The sequence below is a fragment of the Microbulbifer variabilis genome (assembly GCF_052467165.1).
In genome coordinates this window covers 2,497,864-2,524,168 of record NZ_CP174301.1, presented here as the reverse complement: position 1 = coordinate 2,524,168, position 26,305 = coordinate 2,497,864, and the positions used below count along the sequence as shown (strand labels likewise).

Sequence of the window (26,305 nt, the reverse complement as noted above, 5' to 3'; positions counted from 1 at the left end):
TTTATTGTTCGGTTCCGCTGGTATGGCAAGGGAATCGAACTCCTCAGCAGATATATTTACTCTGCTTGAGCACTCAGGGTGACACCGGAGTATGACTGATAGCCACGAATGCTGATATGCCAGGTACCGCTTTGCGGGTTGCTGATGCTGCAGCTTTCATCATTGCCCCACTTGTATGGACGGCAATCCCAGGTATTGCGAGTTGGTGCTGAACCATGGCGAACATAGAGATCTGCGTCACCACTACCGCCTGACATCGTTGCATTCAAGGTTGATGCACCACTGCCTACCTCCAGGGTGAAGTGCTGCCATGCATTCGCAGAGCCGGAAAGGTTAGTTTCCTCCCAGCCGTCTGAGTTGCCACCTCCGTCGTCACCTGTGAAGCTGCCTACCAGGCTGACACCGGAGAAGGAACTATAACCGCGTACCATGACGTAATAGGTACCTGCTTGCACGTCTGCATCGTCTATATCACAAGTCTCATTATTGCCCCCGCTGAAAGGACGACAGTCGTAACTGGAAGTAGTTGGAGCAGCGCCGAAGCGTACATAGAGATCTGCATCTCCACTTCCGCCAGACATAGCAAAGCTCAGGCCAGTAGCTCCTGCTGGAACCTCTAGAGTGTAATGAAGTTCATCACCAGAGCTGCCGGATAGGCCATCCACAGACTGACCATTTTCTAATTCACCGGGAGGGGGGGAGGAGTATCGTCACAGGTAACACCGACAGTATTGAAGGCTGCAGTAACGTCAGCCTTGGTGTATCCCAAGTCAACAGCCGCTTGCTCAACGCCACAGGCAGCTTCGTCATAGTCAGAGTTGGTTCCCCAGTACATCTGATTGGCAAGGACGAACACATCAAACGCCGTGCGGGTATTCCAGCCAGAGGTGTTGGCTATCAGGTAGAATGCGCGGTTGTAAACCCCGGAGCTGTAATGCACATCCATGCCGTTATAGTAGTCATCGGCATGGCCGATGGAGCTTCCATCCTGGGTGGGGTCTTCAAAATAACGCAAGGCTCCACTGGACTTGAAAATCTGGGCTCCAACCAGCCAGTCGTTGCTACCGGTCATGAAGTACTCGGCGGCTTCACCTGAAATATCAGAGAAGGCTTCGTTGATACCGCCCGGCTGACCACTGTAAACAAGATTCGAGTTCTGCTCGGTGAAACCGTGGCTGACCTCGTGTGCTGTTACATCCAGGCTGACTAATGGGTAGAAGGTGTTACGGCCATCCCCAAATGTCATTTGGCTGCCATCCCAGAAAGCGTTTTCGTAATTGTTGCCATAGTGCACACGTAAACGCAGCTTCTGGGTCAACGGTGAGGTGTTATACCAATCGTTGAACATATTGAAGACCACACCTCCAAAGAAGTGGGCATCGTTCAGCGGTGAGTAGGCGCCGTTGATTTCCTTGTAATCATTATAAGGGCAGGTGAACTGGTGAACGCTGCCGCCGCTGGTACCGTGGTTCAAATCCACAGTTTCCACGTTAGTGGTATCCATGCGGCAGTTGGCATCCACTTCCATAGAGGGGAAGTCAGTGCCGTATTCATAGCGGCCAGTCTTTTGGTTGCCACCAGGGCCCTGAGCATCCTGGAACGTAAGGCCGTCCCAGTGCTTGATTACTTCGCCAGTCATGGCGTCAATGAAGTAGAAGGGGCGCCTGGGTTCTTCGCCGTATTCAACCCAGTTCACCAGATAAGCGAGACGAGCCTCATCTTGCTCATTAATGTAAACAAACAGCTCTTTTTTCTGGTTCTTGGCTTCCAGCTTCAGAACTGGCAGGGATAACGCTCCCTGCATAATTCCTTGTTGGGCTCGTTGAGTAATCTGGTGGTTCATTGCGCGATCGAGGGCGTTATCACCGTCAATAGATGCGCGGACAGTCGGTACTTCGATTTCCAGTCCTGTCAGAACGTCGCCGTGAACTTCAGTAATTAAACCCTGGCCTGAACTGGTTACGGTCTGTCCCCAAACCGGTATGCCTTTATGTGTCTGCTGATAGCGGGCAACAGTTTTTCCGCTTCCGAGGGTCCGCTCACGGACTTTTACCAGAGCCATATCGGACCCTGCGGCAGCGGTTAGCGTCTGCGGCGAGAGCATATCCGGTGTAGCGGGGATGCGATCGGCAGCCTGGGCACTTATAGCCAAAGCTAAAGTGCAGGTAACTCCTATTAGATGTTTCATTGCTAGCTTTCCCTTTATAACTTTTTATATGAAACCGGACGTCCGGGCCGGGAGATACCCTTATGGGTTACTACAAAAAAATGGCTGGTCGGTACGGGCCGGTCTTTTAGTGCGGTAAGACAGCAGAAGATAACCAGACGTCAGAGGTGGGACCGCACATGCGGTAATGACGTACGCTTTCTCAAACCTGTTACCCGATTTTAACGGGCAACCTGAGATTACCTTGCGTACGCATAGTGGCAACAAAAAGGTGATGATAAACCTATATATTTGAATTGTTTTCGATATTTTTGCTCAGGTAGTCACAAATCAGCAATTAATATCCTGCCGGAGAAATCCGAAAGATACGCCTAATTATTCCTGCTGAATGAGTGGGGTGCCAGTTAAATATTATTTTTAAAAAAATAATGTGATCATTTTTAAGGTTAAACATTTAGAAGGAGGTACTCCCTCTCCCATGAGCTAATTACCCTGTTGAACTCCTCGTATTCATCGCGCTTAATTGCACTCCATGCTTTTACGAATTTCCTGCCAAACATTTCTGCTGCTTCTTCACACTCCAATAAAAGATTTAGGGCATGTTCTTGCGTGCGGGGTAGGGTGATGGGCTCCATGGAGCAGTCGCCCTGGTAAGGTGCGCTGGGTGCCACTTTATTGATCATCCCTAAATAGCCACAGGCGAGAGAGGCGGCAATGGCTAAATATGGATTGCAGTCAGCTCCTGGAAAGCGATTTTCCAGTCTTTTTCCTTGAGGGGAGCTGTCGGGAACTCGCAATCCAGTTGTGCGGTTGTCATAGCCCCAGTGCAGGCTGGTCGGTGCAGCCATTTCCGGAGTAAAACGTCTATAGGAGTTTACATTCGGGGCAAAAAAGCTGATAAATCCAGGTGTATATTTCTGCATGCCGCCAATAAAGTTTAAGAATGTTTCATTTTCTTTTTCATTTTTGTCAGTGAAAATATTTTTTCCGGTTTTTTCATTAATGACGCTTTGATGTAAGTGTAGTGCGCTGCCAGGCTCATCCTCCATCGGTTTCGCCATAAAGGTTGCATAAATTCCATGGCGCAGTGCAGTTTCCCTTACTGTCCGTTTAAAAGTGAAAACCTGGTCAGCGAGTCGTAAAGGGTCTCCATGCAGAAAATTTATCTCCATTTGCGCGGTGCCAGACTCATGGATAAGCGTGTCCACATCCAGGCCTTGTGCCTCACAGAAATCATACATATCCTCAATGATAGGTTCGTATTCGTTGGCCGCATCGATGCTATAAGATTGCCGGGTTTTTTCTGTGCGGCCAGAGCGACCAACGGGTGCGGAAAGTTTTTCATCCGGGTCTAAATTTCGTTTCACCAGGTAGAATTCCACTTCAGGGGCAACAATCGGCTTCCACCCTTTAGCTGAATATTTTTCTAGAACAAATTTGAGAATATTGCGTGTACTAATCGGATGGGGTCGACCATCGCGTGTATAGCAATCATGAATAATTTGAGCAGTGGGATCATTGGCCCAGGGGTTTAGGCGAACTGAATCGGGATCGGGTACCAAAAGCATATCCGTATCGGCCGGGTCTACCAGTTCGTTATGTTCATCGACGTAGTCGCCGGTCACAGTCTGAACCAGAATGCTTTCCGGAAGGCGGCTGTCCTGGGTGAGGAATTTGTCGGTTGGGGTGAACTTTCCTCTGGCATTGCCCGACATATCAGGTACCAGGCACTCCACCTCGGCGATTTGGTGCTCTGCAAGCCAGTTTGTAATCTTCCGCATCTTAGCCCCTTAGGTAAAATGACCTCTCCCTGTGGTGACTTCAGTATACGCTTGGGCGCCTGCTTGCGTTGTTGTGAGCGAGGGCTGGGGAAAGGGCGCTGCAGATTAATGTGTAGGGTTGACTATGATTGTGACAAAAAGCCTGAGTTAGTATTCAGGAGTGTGTTGTTGCTAATCTTATAAGTTAGTGCTTTTCGGGCGCTCTTATCAGCTCAGGGAATTATTTTAATGAAAGTGCTGAGTGGACATACAGAATCGTACTACGCTGCGAGTGCCAATATGGCTCTCGAATACCCCTTGCTAAATGGGGATATAGAGGCGGATGTCTGTGTGATTGGCGCTGGATACACCGGTCTATCTACGGCACTGCACTTGGCTGAGAGAGGCTATAAGGTTGCGGTGCTTGAAGCTGAGCGAATATCCTGGGGCGCTTCTGGGAGAAATGGTGGTCATGTTGGGGTGGGCCAACGCCGCTGCCAAAGTGATCTGGAGGAAATGTTTGGCGCCGATATTGCGGCCCGGCTCTGGAAGTTCAGTATCGAGGCGGTGCAACTAGTTGAGCGGTTAATTGTTAAGCATAATATCCCCTGTGATCTCAAACGCGGCATTATGCACCTGGCAGCCAAGCCCAGTCATGATAACTATCTGCGTAAGGAAGCGGAGCTGTTGCGGGATCGCTATGGCTACCAGGGGGTGCGATACGCGGATGAGCAGGAAGTACAGGAGCTGGTTGGCTCCACGCGTTATCTCGGAGCTCAAATTGATAGCGATTCGTTGCACCTGCACCCACTAAACTATGCACTGGGGTTGGCAGCGGCCTGTGTTGGGATGGGGGTAAAACTTTTTGAACACAGCAGAGTGCTGCGTTATCGAGGTGGAAGTCCCTGTGAGATCGTAACTGCCAAGGGGCGAGTCAGGTCACGCAATGTGGTGCTGGCTTGTAATGCTTACTTAGGTAAACTCGAACCGCGCATGGCAGGCAAGATAATGCCTATCAATAACTTTGTAATCGCCACCGAGCCTTTGCCCGATTCACAGGCACAAGAGTTGATTGCCAACGATCACGCGGTACAGGACACGCTTTTTGTTATCAATTACTGGAAGCTCTCAGGCGATAACCGCTTGATCTTTGGCGGTGGTGAGAATTACACGACTCGCTTCCCAGCTGATATTCGCAAGTTTGTGCGTAAAAACATGCTGAAGGTATATCCGCAGCTGGAGAGGACTCACATTGAGTATGGCTGGGGAGGGGCTTTGGCAATTACTTTGAACCGCATGCCACACATGGGCAGGCTGGAACCCCATATTTATTACAGTCAGGGGTATTCCGGGCATGGGGTCCCCACGGCTACGTTTGCAGGTAAGGTCCTTGCTGAGGCAATTGCTGGGATCGAAGAGCGCTTCGATATTATGGCCAGGATACCAACAGATACCTTTCCTGGCGGCACCCTGTTACGTTGGCCGGGGCTTGTGTTGGGTATGTTCTATCACAGTATGATGGATAGGTTTGGGCGGTAGTTGCTACCTCGGCATTTCGGAGCCTTGTCTTGCCACCAGCGAGGATGACCAGGACAATTATCTCCTTGGTGGATATCTCTATAGTCTTCTGCTCGTGAAATGCCCCTGTATACATCTCGACTCCCGAAGAGATCGGTCTATGTCTCTAACTCTGGCTGTGCTTGTAATGGGGGTTTCCGTAGGCTCTCCCTAGCATTGTTTTTTTCAATAATCATGAGACACTCCATTGCAGGCTTAAGTTATGCGGGATGGAGCTCAATCCTATGAGTTGGATTGGCGGCGCGGCGGGCTGTTTATCGGTCATTTGGTGGAAATTTATCAGCGTATAGAGGCTGCATGCCCACCGAATGAGTTGAACGGTCTTCTAAAGTTTGTTTTGGAAGTTAGCGATGCCCAATTGCTGGTGGCGAGCCAAGAGGTATGTCTAAGTGTACTCTGGAAGATTTACGGCGGGTGCTGGGTGCCCTGCTGGAAAAGTGGTATGGCAACAAAAGGCCCGCTGGGCATGAGTATGTGGAGGGGCCTTGATGGATGCTCGACCCGATAAGTTGGTAATTGCAATTTCTTCGCGTGCATTGTTTAACCTGGGTGAGAGCCACCAGGTATTTGAGGAGCAGGGGTTGCAAGCCTTTTCCCGTTACCAGATTGACCGGGAGAACGATGTGCTGGATAAGGGAGACGCTTTTCCTCTTGTTGAGAAGTTTTTAAAGATTAATGAGCTGCTAGAGGGAGAGCCCCGGGTTGAAGTGATATTACTTTCCCGCAACAGTGCTGATACCGGCTTGAGGGTGTTTAACTCCATCGAGCACTATGGTTTGGATATTACCCGTGCAGCTTTTTGTAATGGCGAGAGCCCTTACCGCTATATCGGCCCCTTTGGCTGTAATCTGTTTCTGTCTACAGATGGGCTGGATGTCCAGCGTGCACTGGAGCAGGGGGTGGCTGCGGCTACCTTGGTGGCAGGTGGGAGTCGCGAGTATCGGGATGACGTGCTGCGTTTTGCATTTGATGGCGACGCCGTTATTTTTTCTGATGAGGCTGAGAGAATTTATAAGCGCGATGGCCTTGCCGCTTTTGCGAAGGCGGAGCGGGCTTCAGCCCAGGAACCACTTGGCGGGGGTCCATTTAAAGGGTTCCTTGAGGCCCTGCAAAAGCTCCAGTCGGAATTCGGCCTGGATTCCTGTCCTATTCGTACTGCCTTGGTTACTGCGCGATCTGCGCCGGCTCATGAGCGAGTGATTCGCACCCTGCGGGCCTGGAATATTCGTGTAGATGAGTCGGTGTTTCTGGGTGGGTTGCCAAAAGGCGAGTTCCTGCGTGCTTTTGGGGCCGATGTCTTTTTTGATGATCAGCCGACACATTGTGCCTCAGCCGCGGAGCATGTTGCCACGGGACATGTGCCCCACGGTATTGCCAATGCTGAAGCCTGATCAAAGAATCCCGCCAGAATGGGATTTATCTCTCAAAGTCGATTGACACTAGCTCCTCTTCACCGGATATTCATCTGTCTGTTGGCCCGGGCTCTAATTCGCTGCTATTCTTTTCGCGCATAACTCAATGTGTTTTTTATAACAAACAATTTATCTGTCAGGGTTGCGCTCGTTCTGGGGCGGGGTGATTGATAGTAAGGGAGGACCTATGAAGCTGCAGCAGTTGCGATATATCTGGGAAGTGGCGCATCACGATCTCAACGTTTCTGCTACTGCGCAGAGTCTCTACACTTCTCAGCCGGGTATCAGTAAACAGATCCGCTTGCTTGAAGATGAGTTAGGTGTCGAAATCTTCGCTCGCAGCGGCAAGCACCTTACAAGGGTCACCCCTGCTGGTGAGGCAATTCTTAAGACGGCCGGCGAAATCATGCGCAAGGTTGAGAATATCAAGCAGGTTGCGCAAGAGTTTAGTAATGACAAGAAGGGCAGTCTGTCTGTTGCCACCACTCACACCCAGGCTCGCTATGCATTGCCCCCGGTTATCAAGCTGTTTATTTCCCGTTATCCGGAAGTGTCCCTCCATATGCATCAGGGCACTCCAATGCAAATTTCAGAAATGGCAGCGGATGGCACTGCGGATTTTGCAATTGCCACTGAAGCGTTGGAATTGTTCAGTGATTTAGTGATGATGCCGGTTTATCGCTGGAATCGCTGTGTACTGGTGCCGAAAGACCACCCCCTGTGCCAGGCCAGCAAACTGGATCTTGAGGAGGTTGCAAAGTACCCAATAGTGACTTATGTATTCGGCTTCACTGGTCGTTCAAAACTAGATGAGGCCTTTCTGGAAAAAGGACTGTCACCGAAAGTCGTATTTACTGCTGCTGATGCGGATGTGATCAAGACCTATGTGCGCCTTGGCTTGGGGATTGGTATTGTGGCGGATATGGCAGTGGATGGAGAGGATGAGGATCTGGTAGCGCTGGATGCCAGCAATTTGTTTGAACCCAGCGTGACAAAGATTGGTTTCCGAAAAGGAATTTTTCTACGCGGTTTTATGTATGAATTTATCCAGCAATTTGCCCCGCATCTAACCCGTGAGCTGGTTGATCAAGCGGCACATGCTGGGAGTCGTGCAGAGGTTGATGCGCTGTTTTCTGGCATGGAACTGCCAGTTTACTAGTCCAGCTATTTAAGAGGCCATGCTTTAAAGGTAGAGGCTAGGAGGCCTCTACCTGAATCATTGGTTGCAGTACTTCTTTGGCGAACTTGAAATAAACGGTATAAATCACCGCTTCCTGGCCTTCCCGCTCAACGACAAAAAAGGGTGCGCGCTCTACTTTGTATTGCTGGGCGATTTTTATTCCGGCGCTCTGTGGGTCGCGCACATCGGCTATCAGCGTCTGGTCGATAAACTTGAGCTGATCATTTCCCTCCAGCTTTTCCTGCACGTCGCGGCACTTGGCGCAGGGAGAGCCATCGGCGAGTACTTTTTTGACCAGTGTGATCTTCACAATAAATTCCTTGATCCGTTATAAGCACCGAAATTGGAGCTATTAACCACGAATTTATCAGAAGGTCTAATAACATTGAAATATCGATCCAGGATAGGGCTATAACCAAAAACTGTAGTCTCACTACAGGAATTGGTGCCAAACGCGGAATTGTCAGCTTCCCATAATCCTATTAGCGTAAAAACTGCTCAGTGGTATCTAAAAGCAGGCGCACCTTGGCTAAGCATTCGCGATGTTCTGCCGCAGGATCCGAGTCTGCGACAATGCCACCGCCCGCTGCGCAGGTTATGCGCCCATTGCTAGCACTGAAAGTGCGGATAGCAATATTGGTGTCAGCTCGGCCACAGCTACTGACGTAGCCGATGCTACCGCAATAAATGCCACGGGGACTGGACTCAAGCTCGCGGATGACTTCCATCGAGCGCCTTTTAGGTGCTCCGGTAATCGAGCCTCCAGGGAAGCAAGCTGCGAGGAGGTCACTGTAAGCAGAGTCCTCTGGCATCTCGCCGGTAACAACACTAACGAGGTGGTGAACATTCGCGAAGCTGGCTAGCTGAAACAACTCTGGTACACGCACACTGCCTTTACGACACAACTTACTAAAATCATTGCGGAGTAGATCTACGATCATTAGGTTCTCGGCGCGATCCTTGGGGCTCCTCTGCAGGGTGAAGGCTGCTCTCTGGTCCGCTAGCGGGTCGGCAACCCGGGCAGCAGTGCCTTTGATTGGTTCTGTGCGCAAGCTGTCGCCATCTGCGCGGATAAAACGCTCCGGCGACATGCTCAGTAGGCTTCCCTGAGCTAGTTCCATATAGGCAGAAAAGGGACCCGCGACCCGTGTGCGTAGGGCCAGGTAGGCACTGAAGGGGTCGCCTTCATAGGGGGCGCAAAACCTTTGCGTGAAGTTTGCCTGGTAGACATCTCCTGCGGCGATATATTCGAGAATGCGTTCAATCCGAGCGCGATATTCCTCAGCGCTGAACTCATGTTCAAATGGGGCCAGCAGGCGGAACTCCGCCGTGTTCAAAGGCTTTTCCCAGGTTATCGAGTTAAAACGCTCGGTCAATTCTTGCACTTGTCGAGGTGGGCAGGCTGGGTGGAATACCAGGTGGCAGCTGCCTAATTGGTGGTCTGCGATATAAGCCCAGCCATAGAGACCAAAAAAGCCTGCCGGTAAATCGGTAGGGCGGGTGTCCGATGGAAGATAGTTGCCCTCTACCCCAAGTTCATATCCCGCATAGCCGATCACTCCGCCGCAAAAAGGCAATTGCGAGTCCCGCTCCTGTGGGCACAGCTCGCAGGTCAAGTCATCCAGCTGTGAAAAGGGGGCTGGGCTATTTGCATGCAACTCGAGGGTGCTGAGGGGGTCGGCGCTGATGATGTCATAGCGGCCTCCACCAATGGGTCGGCCACTGTCGAGCCATACCGGTGCGGGTAGGTCGGCCACTGCGGCAAAGGCCGCTGCTGTGTTCAGGGAATAGGGCAGGGAGACAATTTGCATATCAAAACATGGCTGTCCGGAAGACGGCGCACACTACACATTTTGTGGCGGCGTGAAAAGTCCGCGTGGTTCTTTAGTCAATTCTGCGTTCGATACCGGCTTGTGACATTAAGCGCGTCGCAAGCTCCTCCACTGAAAGCTGTGTGGCATTGAGAAAAGGCACTTGTGCCCTTCGCAACATCTGCTCCACTTGGCGCACTTCGAATTCACATTGCTCCTTAGAAGCGTAGCGGCTATTGGCGCGTCTTTCCTGCCTAATTTGCATCAGGCGCTTGGGATCTATGGTCAGACCAAATAACTTGCGGCGATAAGGGCGCAAAATCTTTGGCAGTGTGGTGGAGTCCATGTCCTCCTCGGTAATGGGGTAGTTGGCAGCACGTAGCCCAAACTGCAGTGCCAGGTACAAGCAGGTGGGCGTTTTGCCGGACCGGGATACGCCGAGCAGTATCACGTCAGCCTGCTCAAACTCACTAACCCTGCGTCCATCATCGTTGTCGATAGCAAAGTGCACCGCATCAATGCGCTCACTATAGCGGCGGTTGTCGGCAATGCCGTGGGAGACATTGACGGTCTGTGCCGGGTCTCTACCGAACAGGTTGGCTAATGGTGTCAGGTAGTTTTCGAAAACATCCAGCATCAAGGCGGGACTTTGGTGTAACTGATCGCGGATCTGGTCAGAAACGATACTGGTAATAATGATCGGTTGGAGGCCCGATTCTTTAGCAGCTTTTTCAATCCGCTGAAGTGCTAGCTGTACCTTCTCGTTAGAGTCGATATAAGGCAGGGTTACCTGTTCCACATGCTGGTCCTGGAACTGGGCCAGAAGGCTGTGACCGATAGCTTCCACAGTGAGACCGGTTCCGTCGGAAATGAAAAAAGCGGTGCGCTTGTCTTTTGCCATGATTCTTCTCTATCTGTTGGCAGGTTGCCGGGCGGCGAAAAGGCGCCCAGTATAAAAGGGGTGGGACAAAAGGTCTTTTATTCCGTGATACTGAAATTTTTGTAGAAAATTTACAACATTTTCAACGTATTTTACGGGCTATTTTTTACAAGACTCATCCTTATAATCAGCGCCCACTAATACCTGATTTCAGAGGGGCTTCACTTGACGAACTTCACCATCGACTTCGCAAAACTGGGTATGGACGATGTCGACAAGGTCGGCGGTAAAAACGCATCACTCGGTGAGATGATCTCTTCACTTGCCGGTGCCGGCGTGAGTGTACCGGGCGGCTTTGCAACTACCGCGGAGGCCTTCCAGGCTTTCCTCGCCCACGAACAGTTAGAGCAGCGAATCGCCGAGCGTTTGAAAGGGCTGGACGTTGGTGATGTTGTGGAACTGGCGAAGGCCGGCGACGAAATTCGGAACTGGATTCTGCAAACGCCATTCCCCGCTCAGCTTGAAAAAGAGATTCGTGATGGATACGAGGCTTTGGGCGGTGGTGAGACGGCTGTCGCTGTGCGCTCCTCCGCAACAGCAGAAGACTTGCCGGATGCCTCTTTCGCAGGCCAGCAGGAGACTTTCCTAAACATCCGCGGAGTTGATGCGGTTTTGCAGGCGGTTAAGGAAGTTTTTGCTTCTCTCTATAACGATCGCGCTATTGCTTACCGGGTACATACGGGTTATGCGGATGTGGGGGTAGCCCTGTCTGCTGGTATTCAGCACATGGTGCGCAGTGAAACTGGTGCTGCCGGTGTAATGTTTACCCTGGATACAGAGAGCGGTTTCCGCGATGTAATCTTTATCACTGCTGCCTTCGGTTTGGGCGAGACAGTGGTGCAGGGTGCGGTAAACCCTGATGAATTTTATCTGTACAAGCCTGCCTTGGATACTGGTCGCCCTGCGATTTTGCGCCGCAACCGCGGTAGTAAAGCAATCAAGATGGTATACGACCAAAGTGGTGAGTGCGGCCGTTCTGTTAAAACTGTTGAGGTGGCAGAAGAAGATCGCCAGCGTTTTGCTCTGAATGATGAAGAGTTGACCAGCCTGGCTGTGCAAGCTCGCAAGATTGAAGAGCACTATGGTCGGCCGATGGATATCGAGTGGGCCAAAGACGGTGACACCGGTGAGTTGTTTATTGTTCAGGCTCGTCCAGAGACAGTTCGTTCTCGCGATCAGGGTACCAGTATTGAGCGTTACAGCCTGCAGGAGCGTGGAGAGGTATTGTGTGAGGGCCGCGCGATTGGCCAGCGCATTGGCGCCGGCCGGGTGCGTAAGCTGAAGTCTGTTGAAGATATGGCGGCGATGCAGGATGGTGAAGTCCTGGTGACGGATATGACCGATCCAGACTGGGAGCCAGTGCTGAAGAAGGCCAGTGCGATCGTTACCAATCGTGGCGGCCGTACCTGTCACGCGGCCATTATTGCTCGTGAGCTGGGTATTCCCGCGGTGGTCGGCTGTGGCAATGCTACCGAGCTGCTGGAAAGCGGCACTCCGGTGACCGTATCCTGTGCTGAGGGGGATACTGGTTTCGTTATGTCTGGAGAGCTGGATTTCCAGCGTGAGGAAACTGAAGTTTCCGAAATGCCGGATCTGCCATTTAAGATTATGCTCAATGTAGGCAACCCGGATCGCGCATTTGCTTTCAGCCACCTGCCCAATCAGGGCGTAGGTCTTGCACGCTTAGAGTTCATCCTCAACCGCATGATCGGCATTCACCCAAAAGCTCTGCTGGAGCTGGACAGCCTGCCGGAGGACCTGCAACAGAATATCCGTGAGCGCATTGGTGGCTATGCTTCTCCTGAAGACTTTATTGTTGAGAAGCTGGTTGAAGGTATCGCCACCTTGGCCGCTGCTTTCGCGCCTAACCGTGTCATTGTGCGTTTGTCAGATTTTAAATCCAATGAATACGCACACCTGGTTGGCGGCCAGTTGTATGAGCCTAGTGAAGAAAATCCGATGCTTGGCTTCCGCGGTGCTGCCCGTTATCGCTCTGAAGATTTCCGCCAATGCTTCGCTCTCGAATGTCGCGCATTGAAAAAAGTACGCGATGAGATGGGGCTGACCAATGTTGAAATTATGGTGCCCTTCGTACGTACACCGGAAGAGGCTGAGGAAGTTGTTGGCCTGCTTGCAGAGAATGGCCTGCGCCGCGGGGAAGGTGGACTCAAAGTCATTATGATGTGTGAGCTGCCTTCAAATGCCCTGCTGGCTGAGGAGTTCCTGCAGCATTTCGATGGTTTCTCTATCGGTTCAAATGACCTGACTCAGCTCACCTTGGGACTGGACCGAGACTCCGGCCTGGTGGCTGATCTATTCGATGAGCGCAATCCGGCAGTAAAGGCTCTGCTGTCCCGCGCTATCCAGGCTTGTAAGAAAGCCGGCAAATATGTGGGCATTTGCGGTCAGGGCCCTTCTGACCACAAAGACTTTGCCCGCTGGTTGATGGATGAAGGGATAGACAGTGTTTCCCTCAACCCGGATACCGCTGTAGATACCTGGCTATTCCTGGCGAACGAGGAAGCCTAATTTCCTCGCCGATGCGGCCCTTATTGGGCCGCTTTTCTATTTTTCAGTCTAAAACCTGGCTAAAATTTTTTTGCACAAACGCAAAGCGCCCCTGGCCAAAAATTAGGCTTCTGTTGCTGCTTCTCTCGATATCCTCGAAATTTGTCCTGTATTCTTTGTGTGAGACTTGCAGATCACACGCTACCTAAAAAATTCAAACCTCTATGCTTTTTCACCCAGAGAATTATTCATTCTAAGGCTTTGTATTTACCTCAATAGAATCGGAAGAGTCCTGAGGCAGCGCGTTAACCGGAAAAATTCGCGTATTTTGCTTTAGCACTGATTCACCAAATTGGGGATTATCCCCGGGTTGAGCTTGAAAGTGGATTCGGTTGGGCTGTTTCCCTTTCCATCCACTTCAGCAAAGCAGATAAAGTTGTTGAGGTGAGCTATGCAGTTAAGCAGACAATTAAAGATCCCCATTTTGCACATCTTCCTGATGTTATGTCTTTTGACATTGTTGGCGGTGCCCCCTGCAATAGCGAAGCCACGTGGTGGTAACTGGTTTGATGACCGAGCTGCCGCGAGGGGAGGAAGCCCGTCAATCAGGATTGATTTAAGTGAACAGCGAGCTTACTTGTACAAAGGTGGCAAGTTAGTAGGGGTATCCAGGATATCCTCAGGTAAACGCGGTTATAGCACACGCCCTGGACACTTCCGCGTTCTTTCCAAGCACCCCTATCACCGATCTTCGATTTACGGTAGTTATGTCGACAGGCGCTCGGGCCGCGTAGTGCGGTCTAATGTTAATACCCGTAAGCATCGTCGTCCTGCAGGTACTGTGTATCGTGGGGCCAGAATGAATAATTATATTCGTTTTAATGGTGGAATCGGCTTGCACGCCTCAGGCAGTGTACCCAGATACCCGGCATCCCATGGCTGTGTGCGTATGCCCCCGCATATGGCGAGAAAGTTTTATCGGCATGTGCGTGTTGGTACTCCGGTTAGGGTAACCCACTAGATGAATTTGTAACAGCGAAGGCTTGGCCGGGTATTATCAACAGTGGTGATACCCGGTATTTTTTTGTTTCCCTGCCAGCATTGCCCCAGTATCGCTATCATTCCTCTTTTCCCAATAACTGTGAGATAGCTGATGCCAATTTCTACTCCTGATCTGTGCGATGCCCATGGCGACGAGGTGCGAGTGGTTGAGCCGATGTTTGTAAATTACGGAGGCCGAGAGCGTTTCGGTGGAAAAATTGTAACCATTAAGTGTTTCGAGGATAACTCATTGGTGCGTGAACTGGTGACGGAGCCGGGCCAGGGAAAAGTATTGGTGGTGGATGCGGGAGGTTCTATGCGTAGAGCCTGTTTGGGGGATATGTTGGCAGAGAAGGCCGTGGCAAATGGCTGGGAAGGGATAGTGATGTATGGGTGTATCCGAGATGTCGATGAAATATCTGCGTTGGACCTGGGTGTTCAGGCCCTGGGAACCCACCCGATGAAAACTGAAAAGAAAGGTATTGGCGAAAGAGATCTTGCAGTTACTTTTGGCGGCGCTACCTTCCACCCTGGAGAATATCTCTATGCTGATAATAACGGCATTATCATTGCCGGTAAGTCACTAACCTGAAGTCAGATTCTCTGATTGAGCAAGTTACACAGCGGCGTTATAGGCAACGATTGGCGATATGTGTAGCCCTTTTTCTGTGGGAAAGGCAATTGCCTGCACTGGAGAGCGTGTCCTAGCGACTATCGGCCTGGTCTGCATGGAGTTTTGGGGGAATACGAGCCCTACACTGATAGGTGTTGTTGTCACAATAACTTCCATAAGAACTTCCTAAATCTACTTTTTGTTATCGGTCTTTGGCGCACAAATATATATCCTTTTGGTGAACTTTTTTTTCGCGGAACTTGTTGAATTGTTTGTTTGCCAGGGTTGCTCACCCCGTTTAGAGCGACTGAAGGATAGGTAGACTTTCCTGAACAATGGTGTCAGCTGGCGCATATCTTTACCTCCCTGCTTTCAACGTTCTCCGGCGGGTCATCCATTTCCTCAGGGCGTGGCTCCCCAGCGGAAAACGTCACCTATCATTGTGCTTTGGTAATCCTCGATATCCCGTTGGAAATGGCAGGGTATTTCGCCGTTACTGCCAGTATGGAAGGTAAAAATGAGTGAATGGCGTAAGAAGTTCTTTACCAGGCCTCTTCTCAAAGTCATTAAGCGGGTTCTTCCGCCAATTTCCGAGACTGAGCGCGAGGCGATGGAAGCCGGTGAGGTTTGGTGGGATGCCGAACTTTTATCGGGAAAGCCTGATTGGAAGCAGCTGCTGGACATGGGGCCGCCAGAGCTGAGTGAGGAAGAGAAGGCATTCCTGGATGGCCCCACAGAAGAACTCTGCCAAATGGTAAATGACTGGCAGATCAGCTTTGTCGATCACAATATCCCGGAGCATGTTTGGGACTTCCTTAGAAAAAATCGCTTTTTTGGCATTATCATTCCCAAGAAATACGGTGGTCTTGGGTTCTCCCCCACAGCACATGCCGAGATAGTCACCAAAATTTCCACCCGCAGCAATTGTGTGGGAGTGACGGTGATGGTGCCAAATTCCCTGGGCCCGGGAGAATTACTGTTATCCCATGGTACTCAGGAACAGAAAGACTATTATCTGCCTCGACTTGCGGACGGGACAGATATCCCATGTTTCGCCTTGACCAGCCCCCAGGCAGGCTCAGATGCTGCAGCCATGGTTGACCGGGGTGAGGTTTGTTATGGGGAGTATAAGGGCGAGAAAGTCCTCGGCATGCGTGTGAACTGGCACAAGCGGTATATTACCTTGGGACCGGTAGCCACGGTATTGGGACTAGCTTTCAAACTCTACGATCCAGAGCACATTTTGGGAGACAAGGAAGCGCTGGGAATTACCGTTGCACTAGTACCCACCGATACTCCCGGAATCACAATTGGACAGCGTCATTTACCAGCCATGCAATCTTTCCAGAACGGACCTAATTGGGGAAAGGATGTTTTTATTCCCATGGATTGGATTATTGGTGGCGAGGAAAATGTCGGGAAGGGTTGGGAAATGCTGATGAGTGCCCTGGCTGCAGGGCGCGGTATTTCTTTACCCTCACTGTCTACTGGCGGGGCCAAGATGGCGGCGCGTACCACAGGTGCCTATGCGCGTATTAGAGAACAGTTCAATGTGCCAGTTGGGCGTTTTGAAGGAGTACAGCGACGCCTGGCAGAGATTGCTTCTATCGCCTTCGTGCTCGATAGTGCCCATAAAACCACAACCCGAGCCCTTGACCATGGACGAAAGCCAGCGGTAATTACAGCCATAATGAAGGCTAATGCCACCTCTGGATTGCGTCATGCAGTTAATGATGCAATGGATATCCATGCTGGCAAGGCGATAATGGATGGCCCCCTGAATTACCTGGGGAATGCCTACCGTGCCGTACCGGTAGCGATCACTGTAGAGGGTGCAAATCTACTGACCCGCAGCCTGATGATTTTTGGTCAGGGTGCAGTTCGTTGTCACCCCTACTTACTGGATGAAATGTTAGCGGCGGAGAATCCAGATGAAGAAGAGGGCTTGGACCAGCTGGATAAGTTATTGCCCAAGCATATGTGGTTCCAGGTAAAGACTCTGTTACGAGGGTTTTTCCATGGCTGGACAGTAGGGCTTTTCGCCAGCAGTCCTCGCAATGTCGGCGGGGCAGCAAAATACTATCGACAATTGAATCGCTATTCGGCAGTGCTCACTTTAGTAACAGAAATTTCTTTGATGAGCCTGGGTGGAGAGTTGAAAAGAAAAGAACTGATTTCCTCGCGCTTGGGAGATGTTCTCAGCCAGCTCTATTTACTCAGCTGCACTTTGAAGCGCTTCTACGACGACGGAAACCCCAAGGATGATTTACCCCTGTTGGAATACTCCATGCGTGATGGACTACACAAGATAGAGGTGAATCTTCTTGAAGTTTTTCAGAATTTTCCTCGACCATTCCTCGGCCAGGTGATGCATTTTCTAACCATGCCCTGGGGACACAGTGTACATACCGCATCAGATCGCCAGGCTCATGCTTGCGCGGAATTATTGCTGACTCCCTCTAAAACCCGGGATCGTCTCACTAGAGGTGTATTCCTGGGCAACCCTGGTGATGGGGTGGATATTGTCGAGCAGGCATTTATAAAAGTTTGCGCGTCAGAGAGAGCTAGGGAAAAGCTCAAGAAAGGGGGAGTGCGTACCCTGAGCCGTGAGAGTGTGGATGAGGGCTTGCAGCGTAATTTGATTAGTGATGAAGAGGCTGATGCTTTGCGTGATGCTGCTGATGCCGTGGATAAGGCAATCCAGGTCGACCACTTTGAGCATTTGGGGGAGGAGTCTGGAAAGATAGAATAACGCTACGTGGAACAAAAAAAGTCCATGGAAGGCTCTTCCAAAGAGGCTCCAAGACGCTTCGCCAGTGTCGAGGAGTGTATTGATGCTCTGTTGGCAAAAGTTGGCAAGAAGGTTGTACTGGGTTTACCTCTTGGACTTGGTAAGGCCAACCATTTTGCCAACGCTCTTTATGCCCGCGCTGTTGCCGATCCCTCAATTTCCCTGACCATATTTACGGCTCTCACACTGGAACGGCCTCAGGGGGACAGCGATATCAGTCGTCGTTTTATCCAGCCATTACTGGATCGTTTATACAGTAGTTACCAGGACCTGGGGTATGTCTCACCACGCAGAAAGGAACATCTACCAAAAAATATTAATGTTATTGAATTCTTTATGGAGCCAGGTGCACTGTTGGGAAATCACTATGCCCAGCGACATTATGTAAGTGCGAATTACACCCAGGTGCCTGAAGATCTTCTGCGCTTTGGAGTGAATGTTATTGCCCAGATGGTGGCACCGATGGAGGGGGGAGGGCGTTACAGCTTGAGCTGTAATCCCGATTTGACTTTACCTTTGTTGAAACTGACAGCCAATCGGAAAGATCATCGGTTGTTCTTAGTGGGGGAGGTCAATCCGCAGCTGCCTTATATGACCGGTAGCAGTGAATTGGAAGAGAGTGAGTTTGACCTGCTGCTAGAAGGAGAGGTTTTTGATACCCCTTTATTCGCGGCCCCGGCTATCCCGGTCAGCTTTACCGAATACAGTATCGCATTCCATATTGCTAGCATGGTCGCCGATGGAGGAACCTTGCAAGTGGGTATTGGGGCTTTGGGAGATGCGGTCTGCCATGCACTGCGTTTGCGGCATAAAGAAAATGCCCATTACAGAAGTATCATTGAAAAGCTGGTTGATCGTGAATCACTCCATTACCGGAAAGATCTTCCGCTGCTTTTGGAAAGTTTTAAGCAGGGTTTGTATGGCGCAAGTGAAATGGTGCCCCATGGTTTTCTGCACTTGCGCAGGGCGGGGGTTTTGTCCCGGGAGGTTTATCAGGATGCTGGGCTGCAACAGTTGTTGGATGGGGATGAAATCACCCATACCGTAAATGAGGAAACCTTGCTCGGATTGAAGAATGCAGGTCGTATCAGTTGTCCTCTCACTCCCGAAGATACAGAATTCTTACAACGCTTTGGTATAGTCGACCCCAGCTACAGTTGGCGCGGGCACAAGCTATTAACGCCTGACGGTGAGGAAGAAGAGTGTGACCTGCACAGCGAGCATGGCCGCAGACGTCTGATTGGCAGCTGCCTGAATAAGAAACTGCGCGGCGGGATCTGGTTGCATGGAGGTTTCTACTTGGGGCCGGAATTAATGTATCGGGAGCTGCGGGATCTTTCTCCTGATGAGCGCGCGGGAATTGATATGACCGCCATTGACTTCACCAATGATCTGCAGTCCCAGGGAGAACTGAAGCGCGCCCAACGTAAACAGGCTCGCTTTATCAATTCCGCCATGATGGTCACGCTGGGGGGCGCAGTGGTTTCAGATGCGCTGGTGGACAACCAGGTCGTCAGTGGCGTGGGTGGCCAGTACAATTTTGTTGCTCAGGCATTTGCGTTGCCGGGAGCACGCTCGGTGATTGCATTACCCAGCACTCGTGTGCGCGGTGGTATATGCGAGAGCAATATTGTATGGGAGTACCCCCATGCCACTATTCCCCGGCACCTTCGCGATGTAGTGGTTACTGAATATGGCGCAGTGGACCTGCGCGGAAAAACCGATCGGGACGTAATGGTTTCCATGCTGAGTATTTGTGATAGCCGTTTCCAGGCAGTATTGTTGGAGCAGGCAAAATTCGCCGGCAAAATCGAAAAGAGTTTTGTCATCCCGCAGTCTTTTAATAACAACACCCCGGAACATATCACTGAAATTTTCTCCGTCGAAAGCACACTGGCGATATTGCCTTATTATCCCCTGGGTACAGATTTCACTGATGAGGAGGCCCTGCTTGCAGTCTCATTGCAGCAGTTGCGTGCGGCGGATCGCAGCTGGTGGCGAATGCTGATGGCAGTGATCCAGGGACGTAAAGTGTGGCATGACAAGTCGACAGGCACTGAGTGGTTACAGCGTTGTTTGGCGCGAATGGGTTACGATCATACCGAAACTTACGAGCACCGCCTGGAAGCTTACATTGTTGCCGCTGCATTACGGAATCACATCGACAGGCGCCGCCCACTGCGTTGGGAGTAAGTCGTTGCCTGCTTAGTATTGTTTTTAACCCTGATAATCACGTTGTTGCGCCTGAATTGCCGTGAGTGCGATGGTGTAGACAATATCGTCGACCAGGGCACCGCGGGATAAATCATTCACCGGTTTGCGCAACCCCTGCAGCATGGGGCCAATACTGACCAAGTCCGCACTGCGCTGCACAGCTTTATAGGTTGTGTTGCCTGTATTCAAGTCGGGAAAAATAAATACCGTTGCACGTCCAGCAACAGGGCTATGTGGTGCTTTCTGAGCGGCTACATTTTCGGTAACGGCCGCATCGTATTGTAGGGGGCCATCGATGATCAGCTTGGGCCTTTTGCGTTTGGCAATTTCGGTTGCTTCGCGAACCTTGTCTACATCTGAGCCACTGCCTGAGGTTCCTGTAGAGTAGCTGATCATGGCCACACGAGGCTCTACGCCAAATGCTTTCGCTGAATCGGCGGACTGAATAGCAATCGCTGCCAGTTGCTCTGCGTTTGGGTCGGGGTTAATCGCGCAGTCCCCATAAACCAAAACTTGTTCGGGCAGCAGCATAAAAAATATAGAGGAAACCAGCTCTTCACCCGGTGCGGCTTTTATTAGCTGCAGAGCGGGACGGATGGTATTGGCGGTGGTGTGAATAGCCCCGGATACCAGTCCATCGACCTCATCCAGAGCCAGCATCATAGTGCCGAGTACTACATTGTCATGGAGCTGCTCCTTTGCGACCACTTCTGTCAGGCCCTTGCTCCTACGCAATTCCACCATGGGCTCAATATAATTGTCACGCACAGTTTCCGGATCGGTAATGTGAATTTTGTCAGAGAGTGTTAGACCTTGCTGCTCTGCGACCCTGGCAATGGTTTTTGTATTGCCGAGCAGAATAGGTTCGGCAATATCGCGCTCGGTGCAAATCAATGCTGCCCTGATGGTGCGTGGCTCTTCACCTTCGGGAAGTACAATACGCTTTTTTTTTCGGCGGGCCAGTTCCGTCAGATGATATCGGAAGGCTGGAGGGGAAAGTCTCCGGGGGCGGTTGGAAACCTGGCTCAAAGAATTCACCCAGTTTTCATCCAGGTGACTGGCAAAAAAATCTTGCACCCGGTTCACCCGCTCACGGTCATCTGCCGGTGTACGCAGGTTGAAGGTCTGTAAGTCCACTACAGTGCGCCAAGTATTGCCACTTACCAGCATTACTGGCAGGCCGGTCTCCATTGCTGGTGTGCAGAGTTTATGGACTTCACGATCCAGCCGATAACCCCCAGTTAGCAGCAGGCATCCGATTTTTACCCCGTTCATAGCTGCCAAGCAGGCCGCGGTGACTACATCAGGTCTATCGGCAGAAGTAACTAACAAAGCCCCGGGCTGAAATCGCCTGAGCATATTGGGGAGTGAACGGGAGCAGAAAGTTACATTGTGTAATCTCCGGGTCTCCAATTCTCCCCGGTTGATAAGTTGAGCATCGAAATGCCGCACCAGATCTAATGCGCGGGGAGCCAGAAGATCTGCATTCCAGGGTATACAGCCGACAATACGTAGAGGGGTTTGCCGGTAGAGGGATTCCCTGGTGATTGTGACTTTGTTTTCTGCGGGATCTTCACGTCCGGCACGCATACCTGCCGGTTGAGCACCGGGAGTATCAGTTTGCTCTTCAGGGGCTCCAACCTTATTGATAATGCAGCCCACTACACGGTTGGATTTTTCTCCGCCGAAGGAGTGAACAGCGAACTGTAACCGCTCTCGCAATTGCCTGATATCTCCACCATGAGGGCAGGCTACCAGTACTACTTCCGCATCCAGTGTCTTGGCAATCTGGTAATTGAGTTGGTTGGCAAACTGATTTTCACTGCTGGGTAGTACGCCTTCGATGACGGTCACGTCTGCATGCTGGCCGCCGCTTTGATATCGGGCCAGTATTTCTTCTAACAGATCTGGCATTTTCCCTGTAGAGACCATGGACTCAACATGTTTGGCACTGAAGGAGCGTGGAATATCCAGGTTGGAAACCTGCCGCAATATTTCGTTGGTCCGTTCAATGGTACCGTCTGGAGGCGGCGGCTCGGCCACAGGCTTGTAGAATTTAACTTCCACCTGGATACGCTCCAATGCCCGAATTAAGCCCAGGCTTACGGAAGTAATTCCGACTCCAGCGGCAAGGGGAACGAGCATCAGTGTGCGAGTGCGATGAGACATTTCTAGCGCACCTCAGATGCGAGCCTTGCGGCATCCCTGGCGATTACCCAATCCTCCCTGGTTGGGATTACAAAGATATCCAGCGTACCCGCCTTGGATATGAGCCCCTCGGCACCGAAGCGGGTTGCCTCATTGCGCTCCTGATTCAGTTGATAGCCGAGTGCGCTAAGCCAGCTAATGGTCCTATGGCGTACCCAGGAGGAGTTTTCTCCAATGCCCCCGGTAAATGCCAGGGCGCTGACCCTGCGCAAGGGCACAGTGTAGGCAGCGATATATTTAGCCAATCTATAACAGAATACCTCCAGGGCCAGGCGGGCTCCCTCGTGGCCGTTTTCCATTGCCTCTTCCAGTTCGCGACAGTCATTACTCAAACCGGATAGGCCGAGCAGGCCGCTCTCTCTATTCAGCAGCTGTTCCAGCTCGGCCAGGGAATAGTCCAGGGATTCTCCAAGGTGCAATAGCAGGCCTGGGTCCAGGTCGCCACAGCGGCTACCCATTACCAGTCCTTCGAGGGGCGTGAGTCCCATACTTGTATCCACACTGTGCCCGCCTTTGATAGCGGCAATGGAAGCGCCGTTACCCAGGTGTGCGGAAATTACGTTGGCCTCAGTAGTTGGTTTTCCCAATAGCTCGGCGCTGCGCTCGGCAATATAGCGGTGGCTGCTCCCATGCATGCCGTAACGTCGAATATGGTGATCCTGGTATAGCCGGTAGGGCAGTGCGTAGAGGTAGGCATAGTCCGGCATACCCTGGTGAAATGCTGTATCGAACACGGCAGCTTGGGGTACTTGGGGAAAAGCGATCAGGGCAGTCTGGATCCCTTGCAGAGCAGCCGGGTTGTGCAGTGGTGCCAATTCGCAGCAGGAGCGAATTGCGGTCAGGACCTGCTGGTCTATCAATACTGAATCTGCGAATAACTCGCCGCCGTGGACCACCCGGTGGCCAATGGCGAGCAGACGGGCTTTTAGTCCGAGCCAAGTCCCATCAAACCGCTCAACCAGCCAACCAATCACACTTTCGCAGTCATCGCTTGGGGAGAGCGGCTGGCTGTTGTCCTCACTGCAATAACGCCAATTGAGAACTGCCCCGGAACTTCCCAGGGCATCGGCTTGACCTGATAAGTATTCCTCTCCACTGAATGGATCGAGTGCGGCAAACTTCAGTGAGGAGCTGCCACAGTTCAGAATTAGTACTAAGCCGGGGTTGGGCATAGGATGGGTGTCCCTGCGTATATACCCTAAGGCTAGCCAAGTTGGCGCAAAAGTCTTTTGAAAACATGGCTGGGGGTGAGAATAAAAAAGGGCCGCGATTGCGGCCCAAATTTAAAATGCAGAGATTAAAGCGCAGTTTGCTTCAACTGTACTTCTTCAGCAGAAACTTAACTCTCAGGCTGAGAGAAATCGTCAGCTTTTATCAGAAGAAGGCGGCTGGCGCCGCCTTAAACATACCTTTTGGGTATATAAAGAGGGCTTAGCCGAACTGGTTCATGGTGTTGTCTTTACCAGCAGCCTTCAGGGCAGCTTCACCAGCGAAGTACTCTTTGTGGTCGTCACCGATGTCAGAACCTGCCATGTTCTGGTGCTTAACACAGGCAATGCCCTGACGGATTTCTTTACGCTGAACGCCTTTCACGTAGCCCAGCATGCCTTGCTCACCGAAGTACTCCTTGGCCAGGTTGTCGGTAGACAGGGCTGCAGTGTGGTAAGTTGGCAGGGTGATCAGATGGTGGAAGATGCCTGCTTCGCGAGCCGCGTCGGCTTGGAAAGTACGGATCTTCTCATCAGCTGCTGCAGAAAGGTCAGAGTCGTCGTACTCGGCGCTCATCAGGTTGGCGCGGTCGTAAGCGGATACGTCTTTGCCTTCTTCACTCCAGGTATCAAAAACCTGCTGACGGAAGTTCAGTGTCCAGTTAAAGGATGGGCTGTTGTTGTAAACCAGTTTCGCATCGGGAACGACTTTACGGATTTCATCCATCATGCCGCCAATCTGGCCGATATGGGGCTTCTCGGTTTCGATCCAAATCAGGTCAGCACCATTTTGCAAGGAAGTGATGCTGTCCAGGATGCAGCGAGCTTCGCCGGTACCTTTGCGGAACTGGAAAAGGTTGGAAGCCAGGCGCTTAGGACGCAAAAGTTTGCCTTCGCGGTTGATTACAACGTCACCGTTAGCCAGTTCAGAAGCGTCGATTTCTTCGCAGTCCAGGAAAGCGTTGTACTGATCGCCCAGGTCGCCAGGCTCTTTGGTCACAGCGATCTGCTTGGTCAGGCCGGCACCCAGGGAGTCGGTACGGGCAACAATAACTCCGTTATCTACGCCCAACTCCAGGAACGCGTAACGAACAGCCCGGATCTTGGCCAGGAAGTCCTCGTGAGGAACGGTCACTTTACCGTCCTGGTGGCCACATTGCTTTTCGTCGGAAACCTGGTTCTCGATCTGGATACAGCAAGCACCCGCTTCGATCATTTGCTTGGCCATCAGGTAAGTGGCTTCCGCGTTACCAAAACCGGCATCGATGTCAGCGATGATTGGTACAACGTGGGTTTTATGGGTGTCGATCTTGTCCTGTACAGCCTTCTCGGCAGCCTTGTTACCGGCCTCGCGGGCAGCATCCAATTCGCGAAACAGGTCGTTCAGCTCGCGAGCATCTGCTTGACGCAGGAAGGTGTACAGCTCATTGATCAGGTGTGCAACAGAGGTTTTCTCGTGCATGGACTGGTCGGGCAGCGGACCAAATTCACTGCGCAGTGCAGCTACCATCCAGCCGGACAGGTACAGATAGCGGCGGTCAGTATTGCCTTCGAAATGCTTCTTTATAGAAATCATCTTCTGCTGGCCGATGAAACCGTGCCAGCAACCCAGAGACTGAGTGTACTTGGAGGTGTCCTTGTCGTAATTCTCCATGTCAGCGCGCATGATATTGGCAGTGTACTTGGCAATATCCAGGCCGTTCTTGAATTTGTTCTGGGCGCGCATACGGGCAACAGATTCGGGATTGATAGCGTCCCAAGTGCCGCTTTTGCTGTCACGGAGCTTAGCTACCGCGTCGATGTCTTGAGTGTAGGTGGACATGACAGTGTTTCCTTAAAACGGTGACTGCGATTAGGTGTTGAGTATCTTAGGAGGAGTGGCATAATTTGCCTAATTTATTGATTTTATTTTCACTATCGATCTGGCGAATGATGTATGCAACTGGAAAGAGCTGACCTGAACCTGCTGGTGTATCTTGATGTACTGCTGCGAGAACGTAATGTAACCCGTGCGGCAAACTATCTAGGCCTATCCCAGCCAGCTATGAGTAACGGCCTTAAGCGTCTGCGAGAGCTGTTCGATGACCCCCTTCTGGTACGCACTCGCGAGGGCATGATGCCCACCGAGCGTGCCCTGGAGTTGCAGCCGATGGTGCGAGAAGCCCTGTCCAGTATCGATCGGGTGATTCAGCCTAATCGGGATTTTGATCCGGCGAATACACGCCGAACATTTCGAATCATGGCCAGTGACTATGCAGAATCCACTTTGATTCCGCCGCTACTCAAGCAGCTGCGTGATGATGCTCCTGGAATCAGCCTGGATATCATGACCCCCAGTGATGTGAGTTTCGTTGATGTGGAGCAGGGCAAAGTGGATATGGTAATCAACCGCTTTGACAGCATGCCGCAGAGCTTCCATCAGGCTACTGTGTGGCGAGACAGTTTCTCCTGTGTGATGCGGGCAGATAACCCCATGCTTGAAGACTACAATCTGCAAAGCTATTTGAAGGCCCAGCACATCTGGGTCAGTAAAACGGGCATGGGGGTTGGGGTAGGGGTAAACCCAGAGGATGTTCAGAGGCTAGGCTGGGTGGATGAGGCTATCGGGCGCTTGGGGGAAAAGCGCGATATTTCCGTGTTTACACGCCACTATCAGGTAGCCATGCTATTGGCAGAACAGAGCGATTTGATAGTGACAGTTCCCACCCGGCTGGCGCAGCTGGCCAGCGATAATCCGAGGGTTGTGCGAAGGGATCCCCCCCTGGATATTCCACCTCTGGAACTGAAAATGGCTTGGAGCCCCTTATTGCAGCAGAGTGCGCCGCACCGCTGGTTACGCCGCCTGATCTTGGATATCGGTCGGGCTCTGTAAGT

General features: G+C 51.5%; 19 protein-coding genes. 9 read left to right on the top strand and 10 right to left on the bottom strand.

Features of this window, described 5'->3' with window-relative positions; genetic code table 11:
- Positions 1 to 56 precede the first annotated feature (56 nt).
- The 3 genes from ACJJIP_RS21815 to ACJJIP_RS11125 form a co-directional block, all read right to left on the bottom strand.
- Positions 57 to 665: a PPC domain-containing protein gene (locus ACJJIP_RS21815; protein WP_507015802.1), complete on the bottom strand. Its 609-nt coding sequence runs from the start codon at positions 663 to 665 to the stop codon at positions 57 to 59.
- Positions 666 to 679: 14 nt separating this feature from the next.
- Positions 680 to 2,188 (bottom strand): M4 family metallopeptidase, encoded by a 1,509-nt coding sequence (locus ACJJIP_RS11130; RefSeq protein WP_507015801.1) that lies wholly within the window; start codon positions 2,186 to 2,188, stop codon positions 680 to 682.
- Positions 2,189 to 2,613: 425 nt separating this feature from the next.
- The gene (locus tag ACJJIP_RS11125; protein ID WP_020415223.1) at positions 2,614 to 3,948 is read right to left on the bottom strand and encodes a glutamine synthetase family protein; all 1,335 of its coding nucleotides are present in this window, start codon (positions 3,946 to 3,948) and stop codon (positions 2,614 to 2,616) included.
- 228 nt (positions 3,949 to 4,176) lie between these two features.
- On the opposite strand from ACJJIP_RS11125, the gene ACJJIP_RS11120 reads away from it, so the two are divergent.
- From ACJJIP_RS11120 to cysB, 3 genes are all read left to right on the top strand, one after another.
- Positions 4,177 to 5,466: an NAD(P)/FAD-dependent oxidoreductase gene (locus tag ACJJIP_RS11120; protein ID WP_020415224.1), complete on the top strand. Its 1,290-nt coding sequence runs from the start codon at positions 4,177 to 4,179 to the stop codon at positions 5,464 to 5,466.
- A 527-nt stretch (positions 5,467 to 5,993) separates the two neighbouring features.
- Positions 5,994 to 6,896 (top strand): 5'-nucleotidase, encoded by a 903-nt coding sequence (locus ACJJIP_RS11115; protein WP_020415226.1) that lies wholly within the window; start codon positions 5,994 to 5,996, stop codon positions 6,894 to 6,896.
- Between the two features lie 208 nt (positions 6,897 to 7,104).
- Positions 7,105 to 8,076 carry an HTH-type transcriptional regulator CysB gene (gene cysB / locus ACJJIP_RS11110; RefSeq protein WP_020415227.1) on the top strand — a complete coding sequence of 324 codons (972 nt, stop codon included), beginning with the start codon at positions 7,105 to 7,107 and terminating at the stop codon, positions 8,074 to 8,076.
- Positions 8,077 to 8,113: 37 nt separating this feature from the next.
- Here the strand turns inward: cysB and ACJJIP_RS11105 are convergent, their stop codons facing one another.
- From ACJJIP_RS11105 to ppsR, 3 genes are all read right to left on the bottom strand, one after another.
- Entirely contained in the window at positions 8,114 to 8,407 is a 294-nt protein-coding gene (locus ACJJIP_RS11105; protein WP_020415228.1) for a hypothetical protein, read from the bottom strand.
- Between the two features lie 172 nt (positions 8,408 to 8,579).
- Positions 8,580 to 9,908, bottom strand: a complete 1,329-nt coding sequence (gene pabB / locus ACJJIP_RS11100) for an aminodeoxychorismate synthase component I (RefSeq protein WP_444945119.1) — start codon at positions 9,906 to 9,908, stop codon at positions 8,580 to 8,582.
- Positions 9,909 to 9,981: 73 nt separating this feature from the next.
- Positions 9,982 to 10,809 carry a phosphoenolpyruvate synthetase regulatory kinase/phosphorylase PpsR gene (gene ppsR / locus ACJJIP_RS11095; RefSeq protein WP_020415230.1) on the bottom strand — a complete coding sequence of 276 codons (828 nt, stop codon included), beginning with the start codon at positions 10,807 to 10,809 and terminating at the stop codon, positions 9,982 to 9,984.
- 204 nt (positions 10,810 to 11,013) lie between these two features.
- Here ppsR and ppsA point away from each other — a divergent pair, with 204 nt between their 5' ends.
- From ppsA to rraA, 3 genes are all read left to right on the top strand, one after another.
- Entirely contained in the window at positions 11,014 to 13,377 is a 2,364-nt protein-coding gene (ppsA, locus tag ACJJIP_RS11090) for a phosphoenolpyruvate synthase (RefSeq protein WP_020415231.1), read from the top strand.
- A gap of 430 nt (positions 13,378 to 13,807) precedes the next feature.
- Positions 13,808 to 14,377 carry a L,D-transpeptidase family protein gene (locus tag ACJJIP_RS11085; protein WP_245556727.1) on the top strand — a complete coding sequence of 190 codons (570 nt, stop codon included), beginning with the start codon at positions 13,808 to 13,810 and terminating at the stop codon, positions 14,375 to 14,377.
- Between the two features lie 132 nt (positions 14,378 to 14,509).
- Positions 14,510 to 14,989: a ribonuclease E activity regulator RraA gene (rraA, locus tag ACJJIP_RS11080; RefSeq protein ID WP_444901673.1), complete on the top strand. Its 480-nt coding sequence runs from the start codon at positions 14,510 to 14,512 to the stop codon at positions 14,987 to 14,989.
- Between the two features lie 24 nt (positions 14,990 to 15,013).
- On the opposite strand, the gene ACJJIP_RS11075 is transcribed toward rraA, so the two are convergent.
- The gene (locus tag ACJJIP_RS11075) at positions 15,014 to 15,187 is read right to left on the bottom strand and encodes a hypothetical protein (protein WP_282950736.1); all 174 of its coding nucleotides are present in this window, start codon (positions 15,185 to 15,187) and stop codon (positions 15,014 to 15,016) included.
- Positions 15,188 to 15,470: 283 nt separating this feature from the next.
- On the opposite strand from ACJJIP_RS11075, the gene ACJJIP_RS11070 reads away from it, so the two are divergent.
- Positions 15,471 to 17,762 carry an acyl-CoA dehydrogenase gene (locus ACJJIP_RS11070; protein WP_353056929.1) on the top strand — a complete coding sequence of 764 codons (2,292 nt, stop codon included), beginning with the start codon at positions 15,471 to 15,473 and terminating at the stop codon, positions 17,760 to 17,762.
- Positions 17,763 to 17,768: 6 nt separating this feature from the next.
- Positions 17,769 to 19,994 (top strand): acetyl-CoA hydrolase/transferase C-terminal domain-containing protein, encoded by a 2,226-nt coding sequence (locus ACJJIP_RS11065; RefSeq protein WP_444945118.1) that lies wholly within the window; start codon positions 17,769 to 17,771, stop codon positions 19,992 to 19,994.
- 24 nt (positions 19,995 to 20,018) lie between these two features.
- On the opposite strand, the gene pta is transcribed toward ACJJIP_RS11065, so the two are convergent.
- The 3 genes from pta to ACJJIP_RS11050 form a co-directional block, all read right to left on the bottom strand.
- Positions 20,019 to 22,184, bottom strand: a complete 2,166-nt coding sequence (gene pta / locus ACJJIP_RS11060; protein WP_444945117.1) for a phosphate acetyltransferase — start codon at positions 22,182 to 22,184, stop codon at positions 20,019 to 20,021.
- 2 nt (positions 22,185 to 22,186) lie between these two features.
- Positions 22,187 to 23,395, bottom strand: a complete 1,209-nt coding sequence (locus ACJJIP_RS11055; RefSeq protein WP_020415237.1) for an acetate kinase — start codon at positions 23,393 to 23,395, stop codon at positions 22,187 to 22,189.
- Positions 23,396 to 23,654: 259 nt separating this feature from the next.
- Positions 23,655 to 25,253 (bottom strand): isocitrate lyase, encoded by a 1,599-nt coding sequence (locus tag ACJJIP_RS11050; protein ID WP_444945116.1) that lies wholly within the window; start codon positions 25,251 to 25,253, stop codon positions 23,655 to 23,657.
- Positions 25,254 to 25,367: 114 nt separating this feature from the next.
- Between ACJJIP_RS11050 and ACJJIP_RS11045 the strand changes: the two genes are divergently transcribed.
- On the top strand, positions 25,368 to 26,303 hold the full coding sequence (locus ACJJIP_RS11045) for a LysR family transcriptional regulator (protein ID WP_020415240.1): 936 nt from the start codon (positions 25,368 to 25,370) through the stop codon (positions 26,301 to 26,303).
- The last annotated feature ends 2 nt before the right edge of the window (positions 26,304 to 26,305 follow it).

What these genes read in the sequence shown, in the direction of transcription:
- ACJJIP_RS11130 (WP_507015801.1), bottom strand. Translation starts at nt 2,188, where the DNA reads ATGAAACATCTAATAGGAGTTACCTGCACTTTAGCTTTGGCTATAAGT.
- ACJJIP_RS11125 (WP_020415223.1), bottom strand. Translation starts at nt 3,948, where the DNA reads ATGCGGAAGATTACAAACTGGCTTGCAGAGCACCAAATCGCCGAGGTG.
- ACJJIP_RS11120 (WP_020415224.1), top strand. Translation starts at nt 4,177, where the DNA reads ATGAAAGTGCTGAGTGGACATACAGAATCGTACTACGCTGCGAGTGCC.
- ACJJIP_RS11115 (WP_020415226.1), top strand. Translation starts at nt 5,994, where the DNA reads ATGGATGCTCGACCCGATAAGTTGGTAATTGCAATTTCTTCGCGTGCA.
- cysB (WP_020415227.1), top strand. Translation starts at nt 7,105, where the DNA reads ATGAAGCTGCAGCAGTTGCGATATATCTGGGAAGTGGCGCATCACGAT.
- pabB (WP_444945119.1), bottom strand. Translation starts at nt 9,908, where the DNA reads ATGCAAATTGTCTCCCTGCCCTATTCCCTGAACACAGCAGCGGCCTTT.
- ppsR (WP_020415230.1), bottom strand. Translation starts at nt 10,809, where the DNA reads ATGGCAAAAGACAAGCGCACCGCTTTTTTCATTTCCGACGGAACCGGT.
- ACJJIP_RS11085 (WP_245556727.1), top strand. Translation starts at nt 13,808, where the DNA reads ATGCAGTTAAGCAGACAATTAAAGATCCCCATTTTGCACATCTTCCTG.
- rraA (WP_444901673.1), top strand. Translation starts at nt 14,510, where the DNA reads ATGCCAATTTCTACTCCTGATCTGTGCGATGCCCATGGCGACGAGGTG.
- ACJJIP_RS11075 (WP_282950736.1), bottom strand. Translation starts at nt 15,187, where the DNA reads ATGGAAGTTATTGTGACAACAACACCTATCAGTGTAGGGCTCGTATTC.
- pta (WP_444945117.1), bottom strand. Translation starts at nt 22,184, where the DNA reads ATGTCTCATCGCACTCGCACACTGATGCTCGTTCCCCTTGCCGCTGGA.
- ACJJIP_RS11055 (WP_020415237.1), bottom strand. Translation starts at nt 23,395, where the DNA reads ATGCCCAACCCCGGCTTAGTACTAATTCTGAACTGTGGCAGCTCCTCA.
- ACJJIP_RS11050 (WP_444945116.1), bottom strand. Translation starts at nt 25,253, where the DNA reads ATGTCCACCTACACTCAAGACATCGACGCGGTAGCTAAGCTCCGTGAC.
- ACJJIP_RS11045 (WP_020415240.1), top strand. Translation starts at nt 25,368, where the DNA reads ATGCAACTGGAAAGAGCTGACCTGAACCTGCTGGTGTATCTTGATGTA.